The organism is Vibrio sp. RE88, assembly GCF_013113835.1.
In the GTDB taxonomy this organism is placed as follows: domain Bacteria; phylum Pseudomonadota; class Gammaproteobacteria; order Enterobacterales; family Vibrionaceae; genus Vibrio.
Genome location: NZ_VTYQ01000006.1, coordinates 108089 through 133006, shown reverse-complemented (window position 1 = coordinate 133006; position 24918 = coordinate 108089). Strand labels below are relative to the sequence as shown.

General features: G+C 44.4%; 25 protein-coding genes and 2 pseudogenes. 11 read left to right on the top strand and 16 right to left on the bottom strand.

The window, feature by feature from the left end:
* Positions 1-9: 9 nt before the first annotated feature.
* From F0265_RS15560 to F0265_RS15525, 8 genes are all read right to left on the bottom strand, one after another.
* Positions 10-558: a TadE/TadG family type IV pilus assembly protein gene (locus F0265_RS15560; RefSeq protein ID WP_171749581.1), complete on the bottom strand. Its 549-nt coding sequence runs from the start codon at positions 556-558 to the stop codon at positions 10-12.
* Positions 559-561: 3 nt separating this feature from the next.
* On the bottom strand, positions 562-1104 hold the full coding sequence (locus tag F0265_RS15555) for a TadE family protein (RefSeq protein WP_095560197.1): 543 nt from the start codon (positions 1102-1104) through the stop codon (positions 562-564).
* 403 nt (positions 1105-1507) lie between these two features.
* Positions 1508-1774, bottom strand: coding sequence for a DUF2960 family protein (locus F0265_RS15550; RefSeq protein ID WP_171749580.1), 267 nt, complete (start codon positions 1772-1774; stop codon positions 1508-1510).
* 51 nt (positions 1775-1825) lie between these two features.
* A complete protein-coding gene (locus F0265_RS15545) occupies positions 1826-3601 on the bottom strand; it encodes a bifunctional molybdopterin-guanine dinucleotide biosynthesis adaptor protein MobB/molybdopterin molybdotransferase MoeA (protein ID WP_171749579.1) in 1776 nt (591 codons plus the stop codon).
* The gene (gene mobA, locus F0265_RS15540; protein WP_006962328.1) at positions 3598-4185 is read right to left on the bottom strand and encodes a molybdenum cofactor guanylyltransferase MobA; all 588 of its coding nucleotides are present in this window, start codon (positions 4183-4185) and stop codon (positions 3598-3600) included. The genes F0265_RS15545 and mobA overlap by 4 nt, the downstream gene beginning before the upstream one ends.
* The gene (locus F0265_RS15535) at positions 4163-4879 is read right to left on the bottom strand and encodes an energy-coupling factor ABC transporter ATP-binding protein (RefSeq protein WP_171749578.1); all 717 of its coding nucleotides are present in this window, start codon (positions 4877-4879) and stop codon (positions 4163-4165) included. The genes mobA and F0265_RS15535 overlap by 23 nt, the downstream gene beginning before the upstream one ends.
* Positions 4880-4888: 9 nt before the next feature.
* Positions 4889-5587 carry an ABC transporter permease gene (locus F0265_RS15530; protein ID WP_171749745.1) on the bottom strand — a complete coding sequence of 233 codons (699 nt, stop codon included), beginning with the start codon at positions 5585-5587 and terminating at the stop codon, positions 4889-4891.
* A gap of 6 nt (positions 5588-5593) precedes the next feature.
* Positions 5594-6412 carry a substrate-binding domain-containing protein gene (locus tag F0265_RS15525; protein WP_171749577.1) on the bottom strand — a complete coding sequence of 273 codons (819 nt, stop codon included), beginning with the start codon at positions 6410-6412 and terminating at the stop codon, positions 5594-5596.
* Between the two features lie 247 nt (positions 6413-6659).
* On the opposite strand from F0265_RS15525, the gene F0265_RS15520 reads away from it, so the two are divergent.
* From F0265_RS15520 to F0265_RS15495, 6 genes are all read left to right on the top strand, one after another.
* Positions 6660-8108 (top strand): sigma-54 dependent transcriptional regulator, encoded by a 1449-nt coding sequence (locus tag F0265_RS15520; RefSeq protein WP_171749576.1) that lies wholly within the window; start codon positions 6660-6662, stop codon positions 8106-8108.
* Complete coding sequence (locus F0265_RS15515) at positions 8098-10125, top strand: cache domain-containing protein (RefSeq protein ID WP_171749575.1); 2028 nt, start codon at positions 8098-8100, stop codon at positions 10123-10125. The genes F0265_RS15520 and F0265_RS15515 overlap by 11 nt, the downstream gene beginning before the upstream one ends.
* 132 nt (positions 10126-10257) lie before the next feature.
* The gene (locus F0265_RS15510) at positions 10258-11055 is read left to right on the top strand and encodes a substrate-binding domain-containing protein (RefSeq protein ID WP_171749574.1); all 798 of its coding nucleotides are present in this window, start codon (positions 10258-10260) and stop codon (positions 11053-11055) included.
* A 14-nt stretch (positions 11056-11069) separates the two neighbouring features.
* Positions 11070-11786, top strand: coding sequence for a hypothetical protein (locus F0265_RS15505; protein WP_171749573.1), 717 nt, complete (start codon positions 11070-11072; stop codon positions 11784-11786).
* Between the two features lie 7 nt (positions 11787-11793).
* Positions 11794-12315, top strand: a complete 522-nt coding sequence (locus F0265_RS15500) for a sigma-70 family RNA polymerase sigma factor (protein WP_021457547.1) — start codon at positions 11794-11796, stop codon at positions 12313-12315.
* Positions 12300-13043 carry a hypothetical protein gene (locus tag F0265_RS15495; RefSeq protein ID WP_171749572.1) on the top strand — a complete coding sequence of 248 codons (744 nt, stop codon included), beginning with the start codon at positions 12300-12302 and terminating at the stop codon, positions 13041-13043. The genes F0265_RS15500 and F0265_RS15495 overlap by 16 nt, the downstream gene beginning before the upstream one ends.
* 23 nt (positions 13044-13066) lie before the next feature.
* Here F0265_RS15495 and F0265_RS15490 read toward each other — a convergent pair.
* Positions 13067-13836, bottom strand: a pseudogene (locus F0265_RS15490) (helix-turn-helix domain-containing protein); the annotation flags it as partial.
* 6 nt (positions 13837-13842) lie between these two features.
* Positions 13843-14544, bottom strand: coding sequence for a hypothetical protein (locus tag F0265_RS15485; RefSeq protein WP_171749571.1), 702 nt, complete (start codon positions 14542-14544; stop codon positions 13843-13845).
* Positions 14545-14972: 428 nt separating this feature from the next.
* Here F0265_RS15485 and F0265_RS15480 point away from each other — a divergent pair.
* Positions 14973-15214 (top strand): annotated as a pseudogene (locus tag F0265_RS15480) (ATP-binding cassette domain-containing protein); the annotation flags it as partial.
* Positions 15215-15287: 73 nt separating this feature from the next.
* Positions 15288-16682 carry a BspA family leucine-rich repeat surface protein gene (locus tag F0265_RS15475; protein ID WP_171749570.1) on the top strand — a complete coding sequence of 465 codons (1395 nt, stop codon included), beginning with the start codon at positions 15288-15290 and terminating at the stop codon, positions 16680-16682.
* Between the two features lie 219 nt (positions 16683-16901).
* Here the strand turns inward: F0265_RS15475 and F0265_RS15470 are convergent, their stop codons facing one another.
* The 3 genes from F0265_RS15470 to F0265_RS15460 form a co-directional block, all read right to left on the bottom strand.
* A complete protein-coding gene (locus F0265_RS15470) occupies positions 16902-17147 on the bottom strand; it encodes a hypothetical protein (RefSeq protein ID WP_171749569.1) in 246 nt (81 codons plus the stop codon).
* A 60-nt stretch (positions 17148-17207) separates the two neighbouring features.
* On the bottom strand, positions 17208-17528 hold the full coding sequence (locus tag F0265_RS15465) for a hypothetical protein (RefSeq protein WP_171749568.1): 321 nt from the start codon (positions 17526-17528) through the stop codon (positions 17208-17210).
* A 160-nt stretch (positions 17529-17688) separates the two neighbouring features.
* A complete protein-coding gene (locus F0265_RS15460; protein ID WP_171749567.1) occupies positions 17689-18012 on the bottom strand; it encodes a hypothetical protein in 324 nt (107 codons plus the stop codon).
* Between the two features lie 655 nt (positions 18013-18667).
* On the opposite strand from F0265_RS15460, the gene F0265_RS15455 reads away from it, so the two are divergent.
* Together F0265_RS15455 and F0265_RS15450 are read left to right on the top strand one after the other, a co-directional pair.
* The gene (locus F0265_RS15455; protein WP_171749566.1) at positions 18668-20260 is read left to right on the top strand and encodes an ABC-F family ATPase; all 1593 of its coding nucleotides are present in this window, start codon (positions 18668-18670) and stop codon (positions 20258-20260) included.
* A 261-nt stretch (positions 20261-20521) separates the two neighbouring features.
* On the top strand, positions 20522-20779 hold the full coding sequence (locus tag F0265_RS15450; RefSeq protein ID WP_065740036.1) for a hypothetical protein: 258 nt from the start codon (positions 20522-20524) through the stop codon (positions 20777-20779).
* Positions 20780-20876: 97 nt separating this feature from the next.
* Here the strand turns inward: F0265_RS15450 and F0265_RS15445 are convergent, their stop codons facing one another.
* The 3 genes from F0265_RS15445 to F0265_RS15435 all read right to left on the bottom strand — a co-directional run bounded on the left by F0265_RS15445 (position 20877) and on the right by F0265_RS15435 (position 23468).
* A complete protein-coding gene (locus F0265_RS15445; RefSeq protein ID WP_171749565.1) occupies positions 20877-21455 on the bottom strand; it encodes an isochorismatase family cysteine hydrolase in 579 nt (192 codons plus the stop codon).
* A gap of 180 nt (positions 21456-21635) precedes the next feature.
* On the bottom strand, positions 21636-22403 hold the full coding sequence (locus F0265_RS15440) for an SDR family oxidoreductase (protein ID WP_171749564.1): 768 nt from the start codon (positions 22401-22403) through the stop codon (positions 21636-21638).
* A 318-nt stretch (positions 22404-22721) separates the two neighbouring features.
* On the bottom strand, positions 22722-23468 hold the full coding sequence (locus F0265_RS15435) for a TetR/AcrR family transcriptional regulator (protein WP_043008128.1): 747 nt from the start codon (positions 23466-23468) through the stop codon (positions 22722-22724).
* A 304-nt stretch (positions 23469-23772) separates the two neighbouring features.
* On the opposite strand from F0265_RS15435, the gene F0265_RS15430 reads away from it, so the two are divergent.
* Positions 23773-24918, top strand: a complete 1146-nt coding sequence (locus F0265_RS15430) for an efflux RND transporter periplasmic adaptor subunit (RefSeq protein WP_171749563.1) — start codon at positions 23773-23775, stop codon at positions 24916-24918.

Genomic DNA, 24918 nt, shown 5'->3' with positions numbered 1-24918 from the left:
ACTTCGTCCTTATAAGTAGGTAAAATCGCTCATCACAAATGAGCTGTCGTATAGATAGTTAGTCAATGGCGTATATTCGTAATGTATTTCAACCACATAAACGGATTCGTTATCTGCCAAAGTGATTGGAAAATCAGTCAGCTCAGGAAGTGGGTCAGGCAGTTCACATTGATTATTTGTCCAAGTCGTACACTGGTCCCAAGTTGAGCTGCTATGAACTAGCCCCGAGTTACTCCACACATATTGTTCGCTAACATATGGATCCGCAGCTTCTTGCCCAACCACCAGCGTGATGTACATAATCCCATCACTGTTCATGTCTAATGGCGCAGATGTTGTCGCGACCAAAGTCATAATCTCATCCGGGGTATTGGTACTGGTTCGCGAGACTAAGTTTGCGGCCTCTCTGCTCATCCCTATCATCACACTGTTGGATTGCAACAATTGCGTCACCTCAATGATTCCCCCAATCAAGACCAACATAAAAGGTGTGATTAGCGCCATTTCAACGGCGGCAAAGCCACCTTGTTTTTTGGGGAGAGATCTAGATATACGCATAAATCAAAATGCCTCGTTTCTCATCGCCGTACTGACGGTAAATTGGTATTTACCACCTTCAACAAATGGGTAGGTGAGTGGGCTGGCAGCAGGCCATTCGCAGTCCAAATGAATCGCGATGATGTCACCGGCACTACCAAAAGATGCGACAGCGTTGCCATCGATATCTTCAACACGTATGTCGTCGACATTCATCACTTGTTCTAGATAGCCGTTAGAGGCGTCAGAGATCATTTGAATGACGGCCGCTTCACGATCACCGTTGCCATCAGGGTCTAGGTCTGAACGGCCTGTGACGGCGTAACGTGCACCTTCTCGGACCGCATTCTGCATAGTCAGTTTGACGTAGCCGTATACCGAAAGGTCAAGGATGGTCATGAAAATAGCGAAGAAGAAACTTGCTGCAAGGGCAAACTCGACAATAGAGCCACCAAATTGCTTGCGGCGATGTCGTACTGGGCGGTGTGGCTTGTTTTCAGACGAATTGATTCTGCAATTTGACTTGCCAGTTTGTACCTGTATTGAGTTATGGATGTTCGATCTCATACTCACACCTACTTAACCTAAAAACAGTCAATCACACAAATGTGTTGAGCCTCAAATCAGAAAAAGGCCAATGTAGTAGGTATAGCCTGATTTGGCCCAATTTCCAGTGGTAAATTGGGGGTTAGACTAGGTGCTCTAGTGCAAATCTGGTAGGTAAGAAAGGCTTGTGTTGATAGATTTGAAAATAAACTTTAGTTGTTCAGTATATTAGATGTTATGGAGAAGATTATAGTTTGATAAAGGAATATATCCCGTCTAGGTGAAAGAACAAAAAGTTTTCAGGATTGAGAGGTATAAACGTGTTTTCTGGGGAAGCAGGAACGAAGGGGAGACAATCTAACTCATACTTTCGTTCAGATGCTCTGAAAGGAAAGGAGCCCAACTGGCGGGGCTCCTGCATTGGTTACTTGTTTTTCTTACCAACACCGAGATTTTGCTTCTGTTGAAGCGTGATTTTTTCAAAGCCTAGCTTTCTAAAGTGGTTGTCGCGGTAATTGCGCATTGCCTTAGTATCTGACACCGCTTCAATCTGCTGTTCCATCTTAAGGAACTCGGAAATATCGATACCTTCTGCTTCGGCCACTGCTTCATGAATATTACGATGTTGCTGATATGAAAAAGTCAGCGTTTTGTCTTCAGCCTTATAGGTATATAGGATTGTGCGAGCCATATGTCTTTCTCTTAAGATAAATGAGGCCAGCTGAGCTGGCCTTTGATTGCGCTAGATTCTGCCTTGAAGAGGAATGATTGTCACGCTTTCTCCGATTTTTACTGTATCGATCGCTGGCGAAACTTCAATTAAACAATTGGCCTCACTCATTGAGCGCAAAATGCCAGAACCTTGTTTCCCTGTGCTTCTGACGGTCAATTGTCCCTGAGGATCTATCTCATAAACGCCACGGCTGAATTCGGTACGGCCTTGACGAGAACGTAAGTCTTCAAGTGCGACCGCGTTGACTTTCAATGGCTGCCAAACTTGCTCTCCTTGCATTTTACGCAGCGCAGGCTCAACAAAGTTAATGAACGACACCATCACGGCTACGGGATTACCCGGTAGGCCGAAGAAGGGTTTATCGTTCACCTGACCAAAGGCCAGCGGGCGACCCGGCCTCATATTGATGCGCCAAAAGTCAATGCTGCCCAATTTATCTAAAGCGAGTTTGATGAAGTCGGCATCACCGACAGAAACACCACCTGACGTGATAATGGCATCCGCTTGAGCCGAGGCTGCTTGCAGGGCCTCCGTCATGCTCTGTTCATTGTCTTCGAGGATACCAAGGTCGATGATCTCACAGCCCAATTTTTCTAACAGGCCAAGTAGGGTAAAGCGGTTGGAGTCATAAATAGAATTCGGAGCTTGTTCGGTTCCCGGCGCCTGCACTTCATCGCCCGTAGAGAACACCGCGACTTTCAAGCGGCGAAAAACAGGGCACTCTGCAAAACCCAATGAGGCGATCATCCCCATTTCAGGTGACTCTAGTCTTTTTCCTTGGCTGAACACCACACTGTCTACTGAGAGGTCTTCACCAGCCTGACGAACATTTTGGCCAGCTTTAATTGATGCACCCGCAAAAGAAACCTGATTTCCAGTTTGGTTTGCCTGCTCACGCATTACTACGGTGTCCCCACCTTCTGGCGTTGGCGCACCAGTCATGATTTTTACCGCTTCACCTTTGTGAAGAGGCGCGTCGTAGGCGTGCCCAGCAAGCACTTCAGCAACGACGGTGTATTGTTCTCTTTCCAGATCATCGCTGCGAATGGCATAGCCATCCATTGCAGAGTTAGTATATTGAGGTACATTAATTGGCGAGTTCACATCTCTGGCGAGCACGCGTCCGTAGCTTTGCTCAATAGTGCATGTTTCCACGTCTGTCAGGGATTGAACTGAGGAAAGGATTTTGTCTTGCCCTTCGCTGACAGAAAGAAATGCAGGAGACAAAGTGTCGCAACAGCCTGAAGTCTTAACGGGTTGCTCTCGCTTCTCGGGCTTGACGTAGTCGCAAACAAAACGCGCGATTGCATCAAGATCATTAATATTCATCTGAGGCAGGGATACATCTTCAACATACGTGTCTGCTGCGATAGCGATGATGTTACTGTCGTTAGGGTGCAGCCAAGGTTTGCCCACTTCTTCTCTGTGCAGCTCGATTTTTGGAAAGGCGATGTTTTTGCACCCTTCAACCAAGATGACGTCTAACGTGTCCGTATCGAAGCGGCTAAGTAGGTACTCAAATTCAGATTCAGCTTCGGGAGTCTCAGTCATTAACGCGTATCGATTACGAGATGAAATGAGCATCTGAGAGGCGCCAGCTTTACGTAGTCGGAAGCTGTCTTTGCCTTCTTTATCTACATCAAAATTATGGTGTGCGTGTTTTAGCATACCAATGCGTAATCCTGCCTGAGTTAATCTTGGCAACAAAGTTTCCAACAGCGTGGTTTTACCGGTTCCAGAATAAGCAGCAAACCCCAGAATTGGGATAGGGAGCGAGTGTTTCATGAATGTATGGTTCCAAATTGTGCCAGTTCTTCAGGGGTGTTCAGGTTAACGAAACAATCCGTCGCATCGCTAAAGTCCACGTAGTGCGTCTTGCACTCTTTATAAAGAAGAATGATTTTTCTATCGCCACGTTCAAGAAACGCGGTTAGTTTCGGCAGTACACGCTTGTGGTAGAGCGTGAAGACGGGCTGCTGATAGTCACCGTCATGGGCGACCAGAATGTCTGAATCTTCTTTAACTGCAGAGCAAAAACGAGCGACCAAATCCATGCTGATTTGTGGGCTGTCGCACGGAACAAACCCTACCCAGTCTTTAGTTGCAGCCGCTAGGCCTGCGTGAATACCGCCCATAGGGCCAGGGAAACCTTTGATTTTATCGCCGACCACGACACCATACTTTGAATAGGTATCCTGGTTACGGTTTGCATTGACCATGATGTCAGAGACTTGTGTGGACAGCCGTTCATATACATGTTGAATCAAAGGCTTATTGTCGAGTTCAATAAGGCCTTTGTCTTTTCCGCCCATACGTCTGGCCTGACCGCCAGCTAAAATAACCCAACTAGTTTGCGTTGGAAGAAGCATAAGTGTTCTCTTGCCTTGTATCTTTAATAACGTGTAGCAGGGGCGACTCTATCAGAGTCGTATCTTTAATCCACCACTGCCTGCGGCATAAGTCTGTCAGTGCATTTTCTTGATGGCTAGTGACAACGATACTTGATCCTCGAGCCAGAAGATCTTTTGCCATTATCACCAACCGATCAATGGACTCTTGATCGAGAGATGCACTGGGCTCATCCATCAAAAGAATCGATGGTTTGAGTATCCAGGCTCTGGCCATCGCAACGCGTTGTTTCTCGCCGCCCGAAAGTACAGAAATATGTTCATCCGCTAAAGTTTCCAAGCCTACCATGCGTAACGCAGTAATAACTTGAGCTCGCTTAATTTTAGGTGATTCTTGTTGGTATCTGATGCCATAGACGACGTTTTGATAAACCGTGCCATCAAACAGGTAAGGCGACTGGTGCAGATAGATGACGTCTTTTCTTCCTGTTCGGCTAAAAAATCGCTTAACCCAAGTATCATAGGGGGCGTTGACGTGCCCAGTTGTGGGCTTCGCCAGACCAGACAGAATTTTGAGTAGCGTCGTTTTTCCAACCCCGTTGTCGCCCTTTAGGTAGATGGCATCGTTTGGACCAATGCTCAAAGAGGGAATATGAAAGAGTACCCGTACTTTAAAGCGCATCGAAATATCTTGTGCCGTGATTTTGATGGTCATAATTCGCCTTTACGTTCTGAGGTAGCCTTTGCCGCGCATACTGGTGAGGAAAAAGTTGAGGACAAGTGCCAGCGCGAGTAGAACCATGCCAAGAGCCACGCCTTGGGCGAAAGCGCCTTTATGGCTCTCCATTGCGATCGCGGTTGGGATGTTACGCGTCATCCCCATAATGTTTCCGCCCACCATAGTGGAACAGCCAACTTCAGTCACAATGCGTGAAAACGCTGCGATAGTGGCTGCCATGAGTGGAAACCTTGTTTCCCAAATCATGGTCGCCGCAAGGCGTGAAGGGGATGCTCCCAGTGTAATGGCCGTTTCGACAGCGCGGCGATCACTGGATTGCAGCGCACCGTGCATCATAGAGACCAGAACCGGAAAGCCGATCAACATTTGGCCTACAATCATCGCTCGCTGGGTAAACAGCATTTGCCAGTCCCCGAGAGGGCCTGAGCGAGATAACATCATGTAGAGGAGTAGGCCAATTACAACGGTTGGAACTGCTTGTAACGTATTGACCAACGACAAAAAAATCCACTTTCCGCGAAAATCTGTGTAAGCAAGAATGAAAGAAAACAGAATCGCTGGCAGTAGAACCAGTGAAATGGCCGTAATGGAGACGCTGAAGGAGACCGCTACGATCTCCCATAGCTCCCGATCAAAGCTGGCCAATAACGCCAAGGCGTCTATTGTTGTCTGCCCTAAGTTCATCACGGGTTACTTTTCGTTTGCATTGGCAACAAACAGTTGTTTACCATGCAACTTATAATCGTTGATCAGCTTTTGGCCTTTAGGGTTGACCAACCAATCACTGAAAACTTTAGCCCCTTGATAATTGATGTTTGGGTAACGTTCTGGATTCACCAGAATTACCTGATAAGGGTTAAACAACTTTTGATCGCCTTGAAACAGGATCTTGAGATCGAGTTTATTGTTGTACGCCAGCCAAGTACCACGGTCAGTCATGGTGTAGCCTTGCATCTCATTCGCCATGTTTAGGGTAGGGCCCATTCCCTGACCCACTGAGCGATAGCCGCCAAAGTTTGGTTCGACTTTGGTCTGTTGCCAAATCCCTTTTTCTTTTTTGTGTGTGCCTGAATCATCGCCACGGGAAATAAAGGTCGCGTTCATATTAGCGATGTGCTTAAACGCTTCCGCTACGTCGTGTGAGTCGTGAACCTTGGCTGGGTCAGCGTCTGGTCCGACAATTACAAAGTCGTTGTACATGAGTTTACGAGGTAAGACGCCATAACCCTTTTGAACGAAATTGGCTTCTGCTTTAGGGGCGTGAGTCATGACTAAATCGACATCGCCATTTTCACCCATTTTGAGTGATTTCCCCGTGCCCGCAGCGATGACATCGACTTGGTAGCCCGTTTCTTTTTCAAACTGAGGGAGTAAATAATCCAACAGTCCAGAATGGTAGGTACTGGTGGTGGTCGCCAAGCGAATGTGATGGCTGCCATCCGCCGCAAAGGCTGAAGAATTGATAAAGGCTAAAGACGCCGCTGCAATGGTAAAAGTTGTTGCTTTCATGGCTATTCATTCCGTACTAACTTTATTGCTCAAACGACCGCTTCTGAGCGATCTATCGAGGGCTTTATGTTTAACGCCTATGAATAGCAATCTTGATGCCAATAAACACTAAATACCTTTATCTTAAATATCAATGAGATAGTATTTGCAAATTTGATGTGGGACAAAATGTCGCACGTTAATTCTCGTCGTCCTAAATTTTCTTGGTACACTCTGTCCCAATTATAAAAATGAGTAATGAGTCAATATGTCCCCAACGTTAGATCCCAGTAAAGTGGCGCAATATCAAGCATTTTCCGTATTAGTGGTTGATGATGAAGTCGGAATGCAGACGATTCTCAAGAAAGCACTCAGCAAGTGGTTTTCGAGAGTGGACACGTCGGGGAGTATTGAGGAAGCGGAGTCGCTTAGGGTCGTTAACCACTATGATTTGATCATACTGGATATCAACTTACCGGGGCGCTCAGGAATCGACTGGGAAGAGGCATTTAACGACGAAGACCGAAAGTCAGATGTGATTTTCATGACGGGTTATGCCGATTTGGAAACGGCAATTTCAGCACTTAAGCTCGGCGCGTCCGATTTTATTCTCAAACCTTTTAACCTTGATCAGATGCTCAAAGCCGTACAACGCTGCATGGATAAGCGTTTGAACGAGCGGCTTCAATACGCACTAAAACATGACTTCAAGCGCCTTATCAAAACTGACATGGTTGGCAGTTCAGAAAAGACGCGCCAACTGAAACAGCTTATTACCCAATTTGCCCCTTCACGTGCGTCCGTATTAATCGAAGGTGAATCCGGCACAGGTAAAGAGCTGGTCGCTCGTGGTGTTCACGATGCGAGTCAGCGAACAGGGCCGTTTGTACCTATCAACTGCGGTGCGATAGCGCCCGAGTTACTTGAAAGTGAACTGTTCGGTCATACATCCGGTGCTTTCACTGGTGCGAAAAAAAACCGCGAAGGGTTATTTAGAGTTGCTAGCGGCGGCACTTTGTTTCTTGATGAGATTGGCGAGATGCCATTGCAAATGCAGTCGGCATTGCTGCGTGTTCTCGAACAACGAACGATTCGCCCCGTGGGCAGTGAAAAAGAGATCAGCGTTGACGTAAGAGTCGTGGCAGCAACGAATCGAAACTTGGCAGAGGAAGTGTCGAAAGGTAATTTTCGCCAAGACCTCTTTTATCGATTGAATGTGCTTAAAATCGACGTCGCACCGCTTAGAGAACGCAAAGCTGACCTGCTCGATTTAGTGCCTTTCTTTACCCGTTTATTAGCGGCTGAATTGGGTATGCCTGACCCTAAATGGGCGCATGAAGATATTATCGCGATGAACGACTATGACTGGCCGGGCAACATTCGTGAACTTAAAAACTTGATTGAACGTTGTATTTTACTTGGTAAACCTCCGGCGCATTATTGGCGAGAAGTGAATGGATACCTGCCTCAAACGCATGTGTCTGTGACTGTATCTAGCGGCAGTGCTGTGCTGGACTTACCTGATGATAGCGGAGCCAAAGAAGGTTACCCCAATAGCTGGTCGCTCAAGGAAGTTGAAAGAGCGCATATTCAACAACTGGTTGATTACCACGACGGAAACAAATCCGCGGCCTCACGTGATTTAGGTGTCGCGCGCAAAACACTAGAGCGCAAATTTAAAGAGTGGGAAATGGCGGAGTCTAACTATGCCGAGTAAAGGCGGCTTGTGGTCCAAATGGCGTTATCGATTCAAAACCATGGTTCGATATCGCCTCATGTTTCTGACTTCTGCGCCAATCCTACTCACATTGATTGCTCTCATTGGAATTACAGTTTACTGGTCAATTCACTACACATGGCAGAGTGCATTGCTTGATGTCTCTGAGCGCTTAGGTGTGGCGCAAAATAGCATTGAATTGATACAAGAAAAACAAGCCAATCACGTTAAGGCGTTTGCTGAGTCTTATGGGTTTGTATCGAGAGTGAAGCAAGTCGGTGACACCCAAGAGTTTGAACGTTGGGTTTCCGAGCAAAAGAAGCGTTATAAGTTGGATTTTCTTCGATTTCATCGCGTTGATACGATTGAAAAAAAGTTCCGCTATCTCGATTTGACTCGTAAGGAGTCGTTCTTTGATGTCTTAGAACAAGATGAGCTGAATTGGCTTGATCCTGAATTGGCCAGACGAGCGCAAATTCCGATCCTGAAAAGTCAGCGAGTCGAAGGTCGAGGGCTGGTCAGCCGTACAGTAATTACGATTTACAACCGCCATAATGACATCATTGGTTTTCTTGATGGAGGATTGCTGCTCAACAACAGCACGGTATTGGTCGATCAAATTCGTGACCTGATATATCCAACAAAAGAAGACAGCTTGCGCCCAGTTGGCACCTTGACAGTCTTCCTTGATGACCTTCGAGTCAGCACGAATGTTCCTCTCGACAGTGAAGGAAGAATCGGTCGTGCGATTGGTACTCGCGTATCACCTCAGGTTAATCGAACGGTGCTTCATGAAGGCAAGGAATGGGTAAACAGAGCCTATGTTTATGATGCTTGGTATATAACCGCATATCAGCCGATTCGAGACCAATACGATAATGTTATTGGCATGCTTTATACCGGGTATTTGTTGTGGCCATTTGTTGAAGCTTATATGACCAACATTGCTGAAATCTCCATTACAACTCTAGTTCTGCTGCTGGTATCTGGGTTAATGGTTTATCGAGGGTCGCGTGATTTGTTCAATCCAATCGAGCACATTCACCGCGTCGTAAAGATGATTCAGCTGGGGAAAGAAACGCGCATTGGTCCGCTTGGGCTCGATGAAAATCACGAGTTGGCGCAACTGGCAAAACAGTTTGATAACATGCTCGATTTGCTCAACCAAAGAAAGAATGAGCTCAAGGCGGCTGCAGGAGAGCTGGAAGAAAAAGTACAGGAGCGGACGGCGAGCCTAAAAGAAAAAACAGAAGAGTTGGAACTTCATATTCAACTGCTTAATCAGACCCGGGACAAATTGGTCATTAATGAAAAATTGGCGGCACTAGGCGAGTTGACGGCTGGTATCGCCCATGAAATTAACAACCCCACAGCGGTTATTCTTGGCAACGTTGAATTGATGCAGTTTGAATTAGGTAACGATTCTCAGCGAGTACAAGAGGAAATTGACGCGATCCACGCTCAGATTGATCGAGTCAGGAATATCACCCGAAGTTTGCTGCAATACAGTCGCCAAGGTGGAGTACAAGACGAGATCACTTGGCAGCACATCAACCCGATTATCGAAGAAAGTATCATTTTGGTGAAAACGGGTTCTAAAAAGCGTGCGGTACAATTCGTCACAGATCTTAAAGCCAAAAACTCTGTCGAGGTTAATCGCCATCAACTGCTGCAAATTCTGGTCAACCTTGAAATGAATGGCATTCATGCGATGAATGGAGAAGGGGCTCTGACGATAAGCAGTGAAGACTGGATTGAAAACGGTCAGGAGTTAGGCGCCATCATTCACGTTGCTGACGAAGGTTGTGGTATTAAACCCGAAAACTTAGCGCGTATTTTCTCACCTTTTTATACGACGAAGCGGGAGGGAACGGGGCTAGGCTTATCCGTTTCCCAGAGCATTCTTAGCCAAACTGGCGGGGAACTCAAAGCTGAGTCTGAATGGGGCATAGGCAGTAAGTTCAGTATATACCTGCCACAGCGCGCCGACACATCTTTGAAAATCACCAATCTGTAATCATCTCCAGTGTCGGCGCTGGGTAAAATCGTCCAACGCCGACACGTTTTGAAAATATTTTCTTTTTACTGCATCCAAATTGAATCGCCGTACGTCTCTTGTCTGAAACTGTCGTTTATTTAAGGAGAAGACATGAAGCGTCACCTGACTTTGACTAGCCTAGCCATGCTAATTGCAAGTGCATCAGCATTGGCGTCACCTCAGCTCGATGCAAGCATCACGCATCAGCCTAAAGACAATGTGATTAACGTCTATGGACCAGGAGGCCCTGATACCGCTTTACGTCATGCTGCAGAAGCTTTTACCAAGAAAAGTGGCGTACAGGTCAATGTGATTGCTGGCCCTGAGTCGAAATGGACTCAGGATGCACAAAAGAAGGCAGATCTAATCTTTGGTTCCTCTGAACAGTCAATGAGTGCCTTTGTTGAAACGTATCCTTTCATCACCAATCAGGATGTGAAGCCTGTGTACCTTCGCCGTGCCGTTATCGCAGTTCCAAAAGGCAACCCCAAAAACATTTCGGGGATTAAAGATTTACTGGATAAGCCCGCACGTATTGTCGTCACCGAAGGACTAGGCGTGTACAACACCTCTGGAACAGGTGTCTGGGAAGATGTTGCAGGTCGAACGGGGTCACTGGCTGATGTGCAAAATTTCCGTGAGAAGATCATTGCGTACGCCAAGGGCAGTGGTGCGAGTTTTAAAGCGTTTCAACAGCAGAACGCGGACGCTTGGATTACATGGATTCACTGGCCTCTTAATCATGCGGACAAGGTTGACTACGTTGAAATAGAGCCAGAGCGACGCATCTACCGTGATCTAACCCTGGCTAAAACGAGAGGGGCAGACCCACAAACTCAAGACTTCATCAACTTTGTCAATAGCAGCGAAGGTAGTCCCTTTTTCACCCGCGAAGGCTGGACCCGATAATAAGGAAAACAACAATGAAAGCACTATTCGTTTCAACACTAATGCTCATTCCAACCAGCTACGCCATGGCGTCAGCATCGACAGTCGATACTGGCTTCGGCGAGGTATACGCGGATGATACAGGTAAATCTCTTTACACTTTTGCTAAGGACCCAATCGGGAAATCGGTATGTAAGGGAGACTGTGAGGCGTTATGGCCACCACTATTGGCTGAAGGGCACAATAGTATGCAGTTCGCGGGTCAGGCAGGTTTTAGCCAGATTGTTCGTGCAGATGGCGCCAAACAGTGGGCATTAGAAGGAAAACCACTGTACCGATGGGTTAAAGATAAGCAGCCGGGGGATATTTCGGGAGCAGGTGTCAAAGGTGTGTGGCCACTTGCCCGAGCAGACGATGTGACGATTAAACTGTTTAACGATGGCAAGCGTCGCTTCTTGGTCGATAGCAGTAACCAAACACTCTACACCTTCGATAAAGACAAATTGAACAAGTCAGCGTGTTATGGGGATTGCGAAGTGAAATGGCCGCCTGCATACGTTGATTCTAAGCTGACCGAGAAAGGCATCGACAGCCTAAAATTAACCGGAGGGTTTGGGATTACGCAGCGAAAAGATCACTCATACCAATGGACATTTGAGGGAAAGCCGCTTTATCGTTGGTTTAAAGACCAGAATCCGGGTGACACCAGTGGTGATGGTGTGAAAAACGTTTGGCACCTTGTTACCCAATGAGGAAAGTGTGAGTACAGATAAACAGCAAATAGGTTTACTGCTTTCCAAAGTAGCGCTTCGAGACCGGGAGGCTTTCGAAGCGCTCTATCAGTTAACCAGCACAAAACTTTTCAGCTTGATTTGTAGTGTTGTAAAAGACGAGCAAGTCGCAGCGGAATTACTTCAGGAAGGCTTCGTTAAACTTTGGTATAGCGACCACCGATACCCATTAGATTATCCATGGGCGTGGCTGTGTCAAAGTATGAGGAACCTTGCTATTGATGAAGTCAGGAAACGTAGCAGGCGAGGAGAAGAGCCGCTGGAAAAGTCATTGGATCAAGTTGATCGGCAAGCTGTATCGACTTCAGACTCTGGGCTCGATCGCTGTTTACATTCACTCAGCGAAGAGAAGCGAAATGCGATAGTGCTAGCGTACCAACACGGGATGAGCCATCAGGAGATCGTCCAACACATTAAAACACCACTTGGCACGGTAAAGTCTTGGATTCGCCGTGGGCTACAGGAGCTGAAACGATGTCTGACCGATTAACGAGCCGCCGTTACCAGAACTCTGAGCTAAGAGATAAGCTGGCCAGTGAATACGTCTTGGGGACGCAAACGCCTCGGGTACGACGAAGGTTGGAAACTTTGATGCAAGCAGACCCGACGTGGTGGGAGCATGTAGAACAGTGGCAACAGCATTTATCTGGTCTAAATCCTTCCACAGAACTTGGATCGTCTGAACATGGCTTAAAACGCCCACCAAAACGGGTTTGGAAAAATATCGCTGAGCAAACATTTAGTCCTAGTCGTGGGGCAAAGCGTATACGTTGGTGGTGGCTACCAACAGGTATGGCGCTCTCTTTGTTTGCGGGTGTTTGGCTGCAACCGATTTTGTTGCAAAACCCGTTCCCCATTGAAGCCGCTCAGGTACGTCCTGTGAGTTATTTGGCCATGATGTCTTCAGACACCCAGAAGAATCATTTTGCGCTGGTGGCATATCAGGGCGATAAACCCGGTCAATCAAGTCTGCGCATGCAACGCAATCTAAACATGGATAAAGTTCCGATGGATAGGGCGATGGTGTGGATGAGAAACTCCGAGAGTGGTGAACTCCAACTGATCGATAGCTTGCAAAGCGTGAATGACGTTCGTTATATGTCGCCTACAGAATGGCAGGCGTTAAAAAACAGTTCTGAACTATTGGTGACCGCAAATCGCGATCCAGAGAGTGAAGTCTTGTATCGCGGACATTGCGTCGAGTTAAGTGAAGGATAGGAGGAAGCAATAAAATGTGTGATTCATAGAGATGCTTTCAGTTTTCTTAGCTGAAGATCGAGCTTGTAATTCTGCTCTTGAAACCGCTCTTTCTTGATCTGGTAGTGCTGAGAGACCTCTATGGTCGGATAAAACTCACTTGTATCTGTTTTCTTCGAACGTTCCACTTTGCCATTCAAGTGAGGTGAGCCAGGCTTATTTGGGCGAAACTTGATTCGATAAATCATGAGTTGTCTGTGGATTTTCTCAGCAAAGAATTCACGACTTCTGTCAGTCTGAATGCGCTGGATAGGTCTTCCACGATACAATCAATAAAGCCGACTGTGTTTGCTGCTGTGCGCGGAGAGTAGCACCTTAGAACCCGATAGCGAGAGCAGTCATCAATAGCTGTATATTGGTAAATTTTAGCCGCTATCTTAAAAGTGTTCATCTGGACTCTATCGCCAGGAATTGGGCGTTAATATCTTTGGAAATCTTTTTGGCGTCGGAAAGTGACGATGGGTTTGACTGATGTTTCAGATACAACCTTATGGAGTGTCGCGGTACTTAGGTCTATTTGGTGAAGTCGGATTAAATCCGTTTGTAAACGCCGCGCCCCTATATTGCGCTTCTAACGCATGGTAAGGATCAGTGCTCTTAGCTCATCAGTGACTTTGGTATCTGGAGGTGAATGAGGGCGTCTGCTCTGACTTTCTAGACCAGCGATTCCACACTGCTTGTATCGCTTGCTCCACTTGCGTAATGTTGGCCTAGAAATACCACAACATCTACATACGAGGCCTGCATCACCACAGACTCCTTAATTATTTTTATCCATATATGAAATGTACTTTGATTCTAATTGAATGCATCTAAACAAAAAATCATTGTAATAGTTTTCGCTTTTTTTATATTTTAACTCTAGTTCACACTTCGAGGTTGCGGTTGTAATCGCAGACGATATCTGTTTAGGTAGTTTAGGACCTAAGGTTGTTTTATTTTCTAAAAACTCATCGATTAGAGACGATGAGGTTTTATGTACCTTATTTGTGTCATTATCTAGATCTTGAGCAGCGACAGTAGCACTCTTAACAAAGCAGGATTTAAGGTGGTTTTCCATGTCGTAGCCTTTAAACTCTGTCATAACGTATCGGGCCATACACCAACCGTACATGTCATTTGCCTTGTCCCATACTTCAGAAATATTTTTGTCAGTTGCCTCAATATTGTGTGAGTTTCTAATTGTGTACTGTATCCTTTTGAGTTCACAACGAGCTATAGCATCCTTATCACTTGCCTTACTAGAAGTAATGCAAGCTTCGTAGAGATTTTGATTTCTAATATTGCCGTTGCTAGTTGTTTCTCTATCAGCTACTAACGCTTCCGCAATCTGAATGTATGATGATCTTACTGTTGAGCTTTGGGCTGGTTCAGTATACCCAATGAAAAACAATAAAAATGGAAGAAAGACAAACAAGTTTTTCAAGAACTTTCTAGAAAGCATATGTACCAATCTCTGCATTAAACTTCCATCTTATACCTAAAAGTAAAGATTCTATACCTGAGTTTAAAATAAAACGCAAAATCACCATGGATATGGTTAAAATAGAGCGTATTTATCCGGATTTTTTAATAATATTGCCAGGTTTTAAATGCAACTTATTATAATCATAAAGGTTTGTATTTTTTGTTTTAAATTGCCAAATAAAATCATTGAGCTTCGATTCACGGAATTGACGTTATTCTATTGAGCAGTGTAATCTTTTGCTTATGTATTTCAACTGATCGAAAGTTTGCAAAACGTGAATGATGTTCGTTATGAAGAATAGCTCTGAACTCTTGGTGAGCGCAAATCGTGATCCAGAGAGTGCAGTCTTGTATCGCGGACGTTGCGTCGAATTAAGTAGCTGGCAAGCAATTTAAACCACGTAAGAAAAGCGCCCTTTAACTAACGGTTGTGGTAAGTCGACTTTCATGAAGGTTCTAAGAGGTGAGTTAGACCCGACAGGGGGTAACGTTAGTTACGATCCAAATGAGCGTGTTGCTAAGCTTGAAGTTGAGTTTGCTGAGATGGACGGTTACATGGCTAACGCAAAAGCAGGTGAACTTCTTTTAGCAGCTGGTATACCAGAAGAGCAGCATTACGGTTGATGAGCGAAGTTGCTCCTAGCTGGAAGCTGCGTGTGCTTCTTGTATATAGAAAGCTTCGTCTGTTTTTATAGTAGAATTTACAATAGGTTAGGTTTTATTGAATAAGGGAAGATAATGCAGAAGTTACAGCCAATTCTTTTAATAGGATTATTTTTACTGGTAGGCTGCGAAAAAGAACCAACCCCAACACATCCGCTTAATCGGCAAGAATTGCTTGAAATGATCAAAGCAGGTAGAGACGTTACTCAGGTAGATGTTTCTGAAATAAAAGACATGAGTAGTCTTTTTTCTCATAAACGAAGATTTAACCAAGATATCTCTGGGTGGGACGTGAGTAACGTGACTAACATGTCCGATATGTTTTATGAAGCTAAAGCATTTAATCAGGATATCTCTGGATGGGATGTAAGTAACGTTACCAATATGAATGGTATGTTTAGCTTTACTTACTCTTTCAATCAAAACATATCGAGTTGGGATGTGAGTAATGTGAAGGACATGACGGCTATGTTCTTTGCGGCTAGGGCTTTTAATCAGGACTTGACGGCTTGGAATGTCTCAAATGTCGCCAAATATATAACTTTTAATTACGACGATGGTAAAATGACTTCTGCATTAACGGATGAGCATAAACCCAAATTTCTTCCAATGAAGGTTACTGTCAACGATATTAAGCATATGCTCTTCTTCAAAGAAGATATATCAAACGTTGATACTTCTGAAATCACAGACATGAGTATGCTTTTTCATGAAATGCATTCCTTTAACCAAGATATTTCTAATTGGGATGTGAGTAATGTAACCAACATGGCGGGAATGTTTCAGAAAGCTGAGTCTTTTAATCAAGACTTATCAAAGTGGAATGTCTCTAATGTGACCAACATGAGAACCATGTTCGGTGGTGCCAGCTCTTTTAACAAAGATATTTCAAACTGGGACGTTGGCAAGGTCGAGGACATGAATGGGATGTTTGCTAAAGCAAAGTCTTTTGATCAGGATATCTCAAGCTGGAATGTAAGCAAAGTGAAGACGATGGAAGGTATGTTTGCTGGTGCTGTATCATTTGATCAAAGCATAAATCTCTGGGATGTCAGCAATGTTGAAAATATGTCCTACATGTTTTATCTGGCGAGAAAATTCAACCACGATTTATCAGAATGGGATACAACGAGTGTTAGAGACATGTCGAATATGTTTCGTGGAGCAAGTAAATTTAATGGCGACATCTCGTCTTGGAATATAGGTTCTGTGGGCTCAATGAAACGTATGTTTTATCGAGCGGAGAACTTTAACCAAGACATATCCAAATGGGATGTTTCGGGAATACATGATACTCATGCCATGTTCTACGGCGCCAAATCTTTCAATCAGGACATAAGAGATTGGGATATAAGAAACATTAGCACAATGTGGGGAATGCTTTATGGTGCAGACTCCTTCTCTTATGATTTATCCCATTGGGCTCGTGACTCTATTATATACGTAGATCCTGAAGCTTCTGATTTTTAATCTTTCTATCTACATTTCCTATAGTTAAATCACTTATAAAGTATGTGCCTTTGCGTGCATACTTTTTTCTCTAAATAAGCGGAATGATAAACGGATGGATCTAATTGGGACAGGCATCAAAAGGATACAGTGCCAACACACAATGGGGCAGAACCAGTTTAGCGCAACCTGTCAGATCTAGTCACATCGTGGTAACGAAACTGACAGATTGCATTTAGACTAATTGATATTATCAGCGTCATGAATAGACTTGTCTAAATGATGCTTACCCGTTCTTGGAAGGTCTGCCACTTCTTCTATGGCCAGTGTTCTAAATTTCTCACATGTTAACCAGAGCTTCTTCATTTGCGTAGCGCCATATCTGTGCCTCATCTTGTAAGTTAAGTCTTTTGGCTTACGACCGAATAACCGCACATATTCAGGCAGTGTCATCGGCTTACCTGCCAGCATTGGGACATACTTCATCTACACCTCCGATAAAAAGCGACTGAAAACGAAAATGGGCGACTAGCACCCCATTCGATATTACTGTTGTTGTAATTTGGATTCGACCAGCGAATGTTGTTGACGAGCTAACCGTCTTTCATATTTGAGAATGGCATTGTCTGCCGCTTTTCTCTGAATCAAATGATTAGATATAAGCGTGGACTTACTCTTAATCATCGATGTCAGAAGTTCTTCAGACACTTGGTTAACCGCGTGTCTTAGACTATTGGCAAAACGTACACGGTCATCGTAAGAAGCTTTGGGATTATTGGCTGTCGCGTTAATGAGAGTGTTAACCACGTCATCAATTGTCTTGCTTTTATCTAGAAGTCTCTGAATGCGTTGCGATGGTTTGCGCATGTTCATCAGTTCATGAGCCTTGCCAGTTAAACCAAGATGAGCAGCATCAACAGCTTCTTCGTGTGACGTGGACTCCGCTCCCGTTTTTAGTGCAACTCGTTGAGTGATGTTCTGCTTAAGAACTAGCTCACGCTTATCATCCCTTTCTTGGTAGGAGCACTCAGGACAGCTTTAGCTGCTGCCATAGGCGTGAAGACATAAGCCTTTGCATTGTGGAGTGATTTTTTCGCCGTAACATCATTGTTACGGTAAATTTGGGAGGGTGAACTGCTACGTAGTCTCGTCCTTCCACTAAAGAATTACTCTCAATAACTCTGCCAATTACCACTCTAAAGTTAGACTCAAAACTTAAGCCCATAGCTTCTAGTAAAGCCTTACCTTCAACATATCGCTCATGCGTTTCGCTATGCTCGATAACTAATCCTAATTCTTCAAGCAGTCTCTGGGCTTGTTCAATCGTTTGCACGTCTAAGATTTGATGCATCGATAACCTCTTTCTTGTCGTCTAGTGGTGACGCTGATAGAGGTGTTACCTAGACAATGATATACACTCTCATCAACGCCACCGTAATTGGTGGTGTTTTTGATTGCGGATATCAGAGTCATTGAACCGTTAGGTCTTAACATCTGTATTCCTCCAAAAGTTAAAACTCCTCACGTCTACTCGACATTGAACCTCAATGGTCATAACTTTCGAGTGAGATAAATGGCATCTCTGCCATGAAAAGATTGTTTCTTTTCCTTACTTATTCTTTGTTCTTAAAGAGCCGCCAGAGACTAGACATTGACCGTAAGTCATAATTTTCACTGGTTCACCGAGATACCTAGCTCTGACTGCTGTGGTCGCTGCTAACCTCAACTCTCTTGGTATTTGTACACATTACGAACGGATGAATAAAAATAACAGCCGTATAGATGGTTAAATTGAGTGAGCGAAAAACGCTCAAATCACGCTGAACCCATTCGTGATACTTGCCAATGAAATTTCAAGCAGATTTATTCCTCAATTTTCGTGTTTGATGCCTCTGGATTGGTATAAAAATTATTTTAGGAAGCTTAAAAGGTTATGAGATTATCGTGATTAATGTCACAATAGCCGCCTTTTGAAAACGCCAATCCATCCAAGGACATTTCCCAACATGATTACAACGGCAAATATTACACAACAGTTTGGTGCGAAACCTTTGTTCGAAAACATCTCTGTTAAGTTTGGTGGCGGTAACCGCTATGGCTTAATTGGTGCAAACGGTTGTGGTAAGTCTACGTTTATGAAGATTCTATCTGGTGAGCTGGAGCCAACATCGGGTAACGTTTCTTATGATCCAAATGAGCGTATTGCAAAGCTAAATCAAGACCAGTTTGCCTATGAAGAGTACACAGTAATCGACACTGTCATCATGGGTTACAAAGAACTGTGGGAAGTTAAAGTAGAGCGTGACCGCATCTATTCTCTACCCGAAATGTCCGATGAAGATGGAATGCGCGTTGGTGATCTTGAAACTGAGTTCGCTGAGATGGATGGTTACATGGCTGAGGCTAAAGCGGGCGAGTTACTGCTTGCAGTAGGCATTCCAGAAGAGCAGCATTTTGGTCTTATGAGTGAAGTGGCACCGGGTTGGAAGCTGCGTGTGCTCTTAGCTCAAGTATTGTTTGCAGACCCTCATGTGATGCTTTTAGATGAACCTACGAACAACCTTGATATGGACACTATTCGCTGGCTTGAAGAAACTTTGAATCAGCGTAACTGTACGATGATTATCATCTCGCACGACCGTCATTTCTTAAACTCGGTATGTACTCATATGGCTGACCTAGACTACGGTGAGCTGCGTCTATTTGCTGGTAACTATGATGAGTATATGGTTGCAGCAACTCAGGCTCGTGAGCGTTTACTGGCTGATAACGCTAAGAAAAAAGCCCAAATTGCAGAGCTAAACACATTCGTTGCGCGCTTTTCTGCTAACGCATCGAAGGCTAAGCAGGCAACTTCTCGTGCTAAGCAAATTGACAAGATACAGCTAGAAGAAGTTAAACCGTCTAGTCGACAGAATCCGTTTATTCGTTTTGAACAGTCTAAAGAATTGTTCCGTAATGCTCTAATTGTTGAAAACTTATCTCAAGGTTACGAAGACGATTTGTTCTCGGATTTCAATGCGATTTTTGAAGTGGGTGAGCGTGTTGCGATTATCGGTGAAAACGGCGTAGGTAAGACAACCTTACTAAACACTTTGGCAGGTGTACGTGAGCCACGTACCGGTGAGTTCAAATGGTCTGAAAACTCCAACATCGGTTATTACGCTCAGGATCATTCTGAAGATTTTGCTGAAGATATGAATCTGATGGATTGGATGGGCCGGTGGCGTCAAGAAGGTGAAGATGAGCAGGTTGTACGCAGTTTCCTTGGGCGTATGCTGTTCTCTCAAGACGACATCAAAAAGTCTGTTCAGGTGCTGTCTGGTGGTGAGCAGGGTCGAATGCTGCTTGGTAAAATCATGATGCATAAACCAAATATGCTGTTAATGGATGAGCCAACTAACCACATGGACATGGAATCCATCGAGTCGTTGAACTCGGCGCTTGAGCAATACAAAGGTACCTTGTTCTTCGTTTCGCATGACCGAGTGTTTGTTGACTCTTTGGCTACGCGCATTATTGAAATCAAAGACAACAAGATCACTGATTTCAAAGGAACGTATGCTGAATTCCTGAAATCACGTGGTATTGACGGTTAATTAGCTGACGTCACAAAAGCAAAAAGCTCCATAATAGATATGGAGCTTTTTTTATGGCTTATTCACAACGAAACTTACCTTCCAAATCTTACTTCTGCTTTTTACTTCAAAGAGTTAAGAATGGTTAAGCATTATTAATCATAAAGCTTTCTCTAAATGGTAGATTAGCGAAAGGGATAGAGATACTTTCAGTTGCATTGGCTAATGTCCGAAGTTTATCCAAGGTCAGCGCTAAGCTGGCCAAACTGAAAGGTGTCTCTCATGAAAAAATTACTCGTCTTGTTAAGTGTTGCTGTAGCTGCAGGTTGTGCTTCTTCATACACCGCAGAAGTGTCGCAAAAAGTAGTCGATGGAAAAGTCCAAGTCACCTACACAGATGAAGAATCGTTTGACGAGTCAACGAACCTTCAGCGCTTTGCTCAATGGAACAAAGAGCTAAGTTACTGCCCGTCAACGTATACGGTAAAATCAACGTCGACGACGTCTGACCGATTTACCATTACTGTCATGTGTGACTAAGTGGTGGGGATATTTGTGACTTATGATTCTGGGTCAAAAGTCACTTATCATGCCTTAAAGGAGCTTGAACAAGCTCCTTTACAAAGTAGATAGCCGCTTACAGTTCTTCTGTTGATAAATCCGAAGCTGTGGCTATGTCTGCAATGCGACTGAGCATAGCGAGGGAAGTGGAGTGAGCTTCTTTTGAAGAGGCGGCACAACAGTCTTCCAAGATGGTGATTTTATAGTCTCGGTCATGACCTTCTCTGGCTGTGGATTGAATTGCCCATTCTGTACTTACACCCGCAAGATACAGCTGTGTCACATGGTTAGCTCGTAGCGTGGCCTCTAATGGTGTGCTGTAAAACGCGCTAATTCTTGGTTTCACAATGATCGAATCATCTTCTCGAACGTCGACATCGCTATGAAATTCGGTACCAAAGTTCCCCAGTTGTAATGCTCGATACTGATCTGCCTTACCAAATACAGGCGAGGACTTGGGCTGCGCCGAATAGTTGGCATCAAAACCTACTTTGATGTGAACCACTAACCAGTTGTTTTTTCTCGCATAGTTCAATGCATGATTGGTATTAGTGATTGTCTCCATCTCACTAGCAAGCTGAGCACAACTTGGTATCTTTCCGTCGGGATGAACAATATCGTTGATTAAATCGATTATTAGGATCGCTTTAGACATAGGAATCTCCTAAACATGATCTGGCTTGAAGGTGGGCGTGGATTGATTAGCGATAGTATTGAATCGAGCGATGAAATAATGGTGTTAAACTTTAATTTCCAAAAATGGAAAAAATTTAACCGATGATTCCAAAAACGAAAAGAGCCTCAGACGAGGCTCTTTTAAAATGGAATTACTTGTTTACTGCTTATGGCCCCATTCCTCTGGGTCACTGATGTAAGTGACGCCGCCATCCATCATCAGATCGCTGGTGGTCATAAAGGCAGAGTCATCGCTGGCAAGGAATAGCGCAGCGCCAGCCACTTCTTCGACCGCGCCTTTTCTTCCGAGAGGAATCCCGTCTTTAGCAACTAGATCAACCTGGTCTCGGTAATCAACCTTGTCCCAAATTTCAGTTTCGGTTACGCCGGGTGAAATGGTATTGGCGCGGATCTTTTTATGAGTGAGTCCACAGGCAAAGCTTTTAGTTAGAGAAGAGATAGCAGCTTTTGAGGCGTTGTAAGGCGCTTGGTTCCAACTGGCATGTATTGCACCAACAGAGGAAATTGAAATAACCGATGCTCCTTCACTCAATAGTGGCGCTGAATATTGCATAGTAAAGAAAGCCCCTTTAACGTTGAGTGCAAACATGTCGTCAAAGTCTTGTTCAGTTGTTTCTGTAAACGGCTTTAGCTGATAGGCCCCTGCATTGACAACCAATACATCCAGTTCAGAAAACTCTTTTCCAAGCAAATCATACGCGGAGGCAATATCTTCGACTTTGGAAATATCTGCGACCACTTCGAGCGCTTTGTTCGAGAAATACTCTCTATTAATTGATTCCAGCTTTTCGGCATTTCGTCCGTTAATAGCAATCGTTGCGCCTTCCTCAAAGAAACGACGCGCAATAGCTAAGCCGATGCCTGAAGTTGCTCCAGTAATGAACGCTTTTTTTCCTGTTAGTTTCATAATATTCCTTCAATAGGTGAGTGTTTGAAGATGGTAAATCTCTAGTGTGATAGGGCCCGTAATCCACTACTGTTAGTTAGGTATGTAACGAGCTTGTTGCATTTTAGTGGTGGTGTTTACATTTTGACGACTGATTAACGCTTACTAATATAAAATGTTCTAAATGGGTTTAGTTATTTTAAAACAATATTTTAACCGAGATTTCACTATGGGTGTAAAGGGAAAGTCAACAGTGTTGAAAGTTTGATTTGTGCTACAGTAAGTTGACAGGGTATTTATGCAAATGTCAGTTCTGATTAGAGCCTCATGTGAGGCTCTTTACGCACTAGGTTCGCTATTTTCTCTCATACCACGAGACTGAAGAATTTGTTCAATCTCTGATAACTCTTCAATAGACACGGGATGTTTCCAAGGGTAGCTATTGGTCATACGAATCGTTGCACGTATCAACGGGTGCTCAAGGGAAAGTGGAATATTAACGTTTCGCTTTGACTCTGTGATTGAGACGTCATGTGGGTGATTAACGATTTGCGGAAAACCGATACTGATTGCCCAGTTAAGGAGTAAGAACTCTTCGATGAGTGATTCTTGCTCGTCTTCATTGCAAAGCAGTTCTTGGGATTGAATAGCTTGTCGAAGTGCTTGTTCAAAACAAAGCCTAATTTCTTCTGCTGCAATGCTCAGCTTATTCAGCCATTTTTCTGATGCTTTGGCCAATAAATCCTGGCTACTGAGCATTGTCATCAATTGATAACCGAAAGGGTAGAGATACATGGCTTTTTCGGAAAGAAGATTAATTGCAACAATCTTCGTAGGGAGAGAGTACGGCAGGCTTAAGACTTCTTTTACAGCGGCAGTGGCTTGTTTATCCAAACGCACAGATAGTGCAACAAGCACATCCTCTTTGGACTGAATATGCTTATATACCGACCCCATGGACAAGCCCGCATTTTTAGCAATGTTGGACATCTTAAAATCAATCAGTGAACTTTCTAAGATGCTTTGAGCGGCGGCGTCTAGCACGAGTCGTTCTTGTTCGGCAAATGAGTGTCTTGGTGCGGGCATATTGGATCTTCATTCGAATAACATTCGCTTGAATGCTAAAGAATCTGATTGGACGAGTCAATCTTTACCTCAAAGCTGTACTCAAGTAGCAATTAATGTCAATTGATATATTTTTCATATCAATGATAAGGCTCTATCTGTTTGTTATCTAAAAGATAAATTATTTTCCTCACGGTTTCTTTTATGACTATCCGCCTCGCTATGGTTTGACAAGATAAATCTGTAAAATTAGTATTTGAAACACATTCGAATGATATTCGAATGTGTTTCATAAGTGGGTTGTACAGATAATAACGGTGAGGTTATGAGAAAAAATCGGTCTTCAATCAAAGCGTGGCTTTTTGCCGCGTCTGGCCTAACCGCAGTGATAGGTGGCTTGGCATACTTCAAATATTCAGAAATCACGACAGCGATTGCTATCGCGGAATCTTTTCCAGAGCACTATGAGGTGGTGGAAACGGCTTATGTAGAAAGGGCCGAATACGTACCTACGGTCAGTGTGTTGGGAAATACAGTTTCTCCATTGCAAACAGAGCTTTTTACTGAGCTTTCAGGGAAAGTCTCGCATGTTGGTTCGATGGCTGGTCAGCGTGTACAAAGTGGCGATCTCTTGTTCCAACTCGATATATCCGAGGAACAAGCACGTATTCGCTCAGCTAAAGCACGTGAACAGCACGCACGGTCCGTCTACACACGCTCAACAAAACTTCTTAAGACCAACGCGATCAGTCAAGAACAGCATGATCAAGCTTATGCGGATCTGATTGTAATTCAGTCCGAAATTGACGTACTTGAAACAACGATTGAGAAAAAGTCAGTCTATGCCCCTTTCACCGGCATGGTGGGGATGCATAACGTCAAAGTCGGGGATTACGTTTCTGCGAATGAAATGCTCACCAGCTTTGTAGGGATTACAGAGTACAATTGGATCGAGTTCAGCGTGCCTCAGTTTTATCCAAGTTTAAGCGTCGGCGATCAAGTGGAGGTGAGACACATTGACGCGTTTGGTCAGGCAGCCTACCAAATCGCAGATGTCATTGCTCGTGACGTTCGTGTTTCTGACACGTCAAGAAGCCTAAAGTACCGTGCTCAAATTAGTCGAAAACAGGTCGACTACGCCCCGAATACGCCAATGGAAGTTCAGATTCCTATCAGTGCGGACGCGAACGTATATAGAGTACCCGTTGCAGCAGTGAACCAAGATCTCTATGGCGCGTACGTTGTCAGTTTGTCTGAGGAAGGTGAAGGTTCAGGCGCTTTTCGTGCGAACCGCCGCCCTGTAGAGGTCATTGCTGAAAGAGAAGGCGCAAAATTCATTCTGAATGGTATCGAAGAAGGTGAGCGCATTGCGGCTGCAGGCGCGTTCAAGCTCTATGATGGCCTGTTAGTACGCACGAAGTCCCCAGAGCAAAGCGATCCAGTATCTATTGTGGCTAAGGTTGGAGAGTAA

Coding starts and splice junctions, on each gene's coding strand:
- F0265_RS15450 (WP_065740036.1), top strand. CDS start 20,522: ATGAAAAAATTACTCGTCTTGTTAAGTGTTGCTGTAGCTGCAGGTTGT.
- F0265_RS15455 (WP_171749566.1), top strand. CDS start 18,668: ATGATTACAACGGCAAATATTACACAACAGTTTGGTGCGAAACCTTTG.
- F0265_RS15560 (WP_171749581.1), bottom strand. CDS start 558: ATGCGTATATCTAGATCTCTCCCCAAAAAACAAGGTGGCTTTGCCGCC.
- F0265_RS15550 (WP_171749580.1), bottom strand. CDS start 1,774: ATGGCTCGCACAATCCTATATACCTATAAGGCTGAAGACAAAACGCTG.
- F0265_RS15430 (WP_171749563.1), top strand. CDS start 23,773: ATGAGAAAAAATCGGTCTTCAATCAAAGCGTGGCTTTTTGCCGCGTCT.
- F0265_RS15505 (WP_171749573.1), top strand. CDS start 11,070: ATGAAAGCACTATTCGTTTCAACACTAATGCTCATTCCAACCAGCTAC.
- F0265_RS15525 (WP_171749577.1), bottom strand. CDS start 6,412: ATGAAAGCAACAACTTTTACCATTGCAGCGGCGTCTTTAGCCTTTATC.
- F0265_RS15470 (WP_171749569.1), bottom strand. CDS start 17,147: ATGAAGTATGTCCCAATGCTGGCAGGTAAGCCGATGACACTGCCTGAA.
- F0265_RS15435 (WP_043008128.1), bottom strand. CDS start 23,468: ATGCCCGCACCAAGACACTCATTTGCCGAACAAGAACGACTCGTGCTA.
- F0265_RS15445 (WP_171749565.1), bottom strand. CDS start 21,455: ATGTCTAAAGCGATCCTAATAATCGATTTAATCAACGATATTGTTCAT.
- F0265_RS15530 (WP_171749745.1), bottom strand. CDS start 5,587: ATGAACTTAGGGCAGACAACAATAGACGCCTTGGCGTTATTGGCCAGC.
- mobA (WP_006962328.1), bottom strand. CDS start 4,185: ATGCTTCTTCCAACGCAAACTAGTTGGGTTATTTTAGCTGGCGGTCAG.
- F0265_RS15475 (WP_171749570.1), top strand. CDS start 15,288: ATGCAGAAGTTACAGCCAATTCTTTTAATAGGATTATTTTTACTGGTA.
- F0265_RS15460 (WP_171749567.1), bottom strand. CDS start 18,012: ATGCATCAAATCTTAGACGTGCAAACGATTGAACAAGCCCAGAGACTG.
- F0265_RS15485 (WP_171749571.1), bottom strand. CDS start 14,544: ATGCAGAGATTGGTACATATGCTTTCTAGAAAGTTCTTGAAAAACTTG.
- F0265_RS15510 (WP_171749574.1), top strand. CDS start 10,258: ATGAAGCGTCACCTGACTTTGACTAGCCTAGCCATGCTAATTGCAAGT.
- F0265_RS15545 (WP_171749579.1), bottom strand. CDS start 3,601: ATGAAACACTCGCTCCCTATCCCAATTCTGGGGTTTGCTGCTTATTCT.
- F0265_RS15520 (WP_171749576.1), top strand. CDS start 6,660: ATGTCCCCAACGTTAGATCCCAGTAAAGTGGCGCAATATCAAGCATTT.
- F0265_RS15465 (WP_171749568.1), bottom strand. CDS start 17,528: ATGCGCAAACCATCGCAACGCATTCAGAGACTTCTAGATAAAAGCAAG.
- F0265_RS15555 (WP_095560197.1), bottom strand. CDS start 1,104: ATGAGATCGAACATCCATAACTCAATACAGGTACAAACTGGCAAGTCA.
- F0265_RS15495 (WP_171749572.1), top strand. CDS start 12,300: ATGTCTGACCGATTAACGAGCCGCCGTTACCAGAACTCTGAGCTAAGA.
- F0265_RS15515 (WP_171749575.1), top strand. CDS start 8,098: ATGCCGAGTAAAGGCGGCTTGTGGTCCAAATGGCGTTATCGATTCAAA.
- F0265_RS15535 (WP_171749578.1), bottom strand. CDS start 4,879: ATGACCATCAAAATCACGGCACAAGATATTTCGATGCGCTTTAAAGTA.
- F0265_RS15440 (WP_171749564.1), bottom strand. CDS start 22,403: ATGAAACTAACAGGAAAAAAAGCGTTCATTACTGGAGCAACTTCAGGC.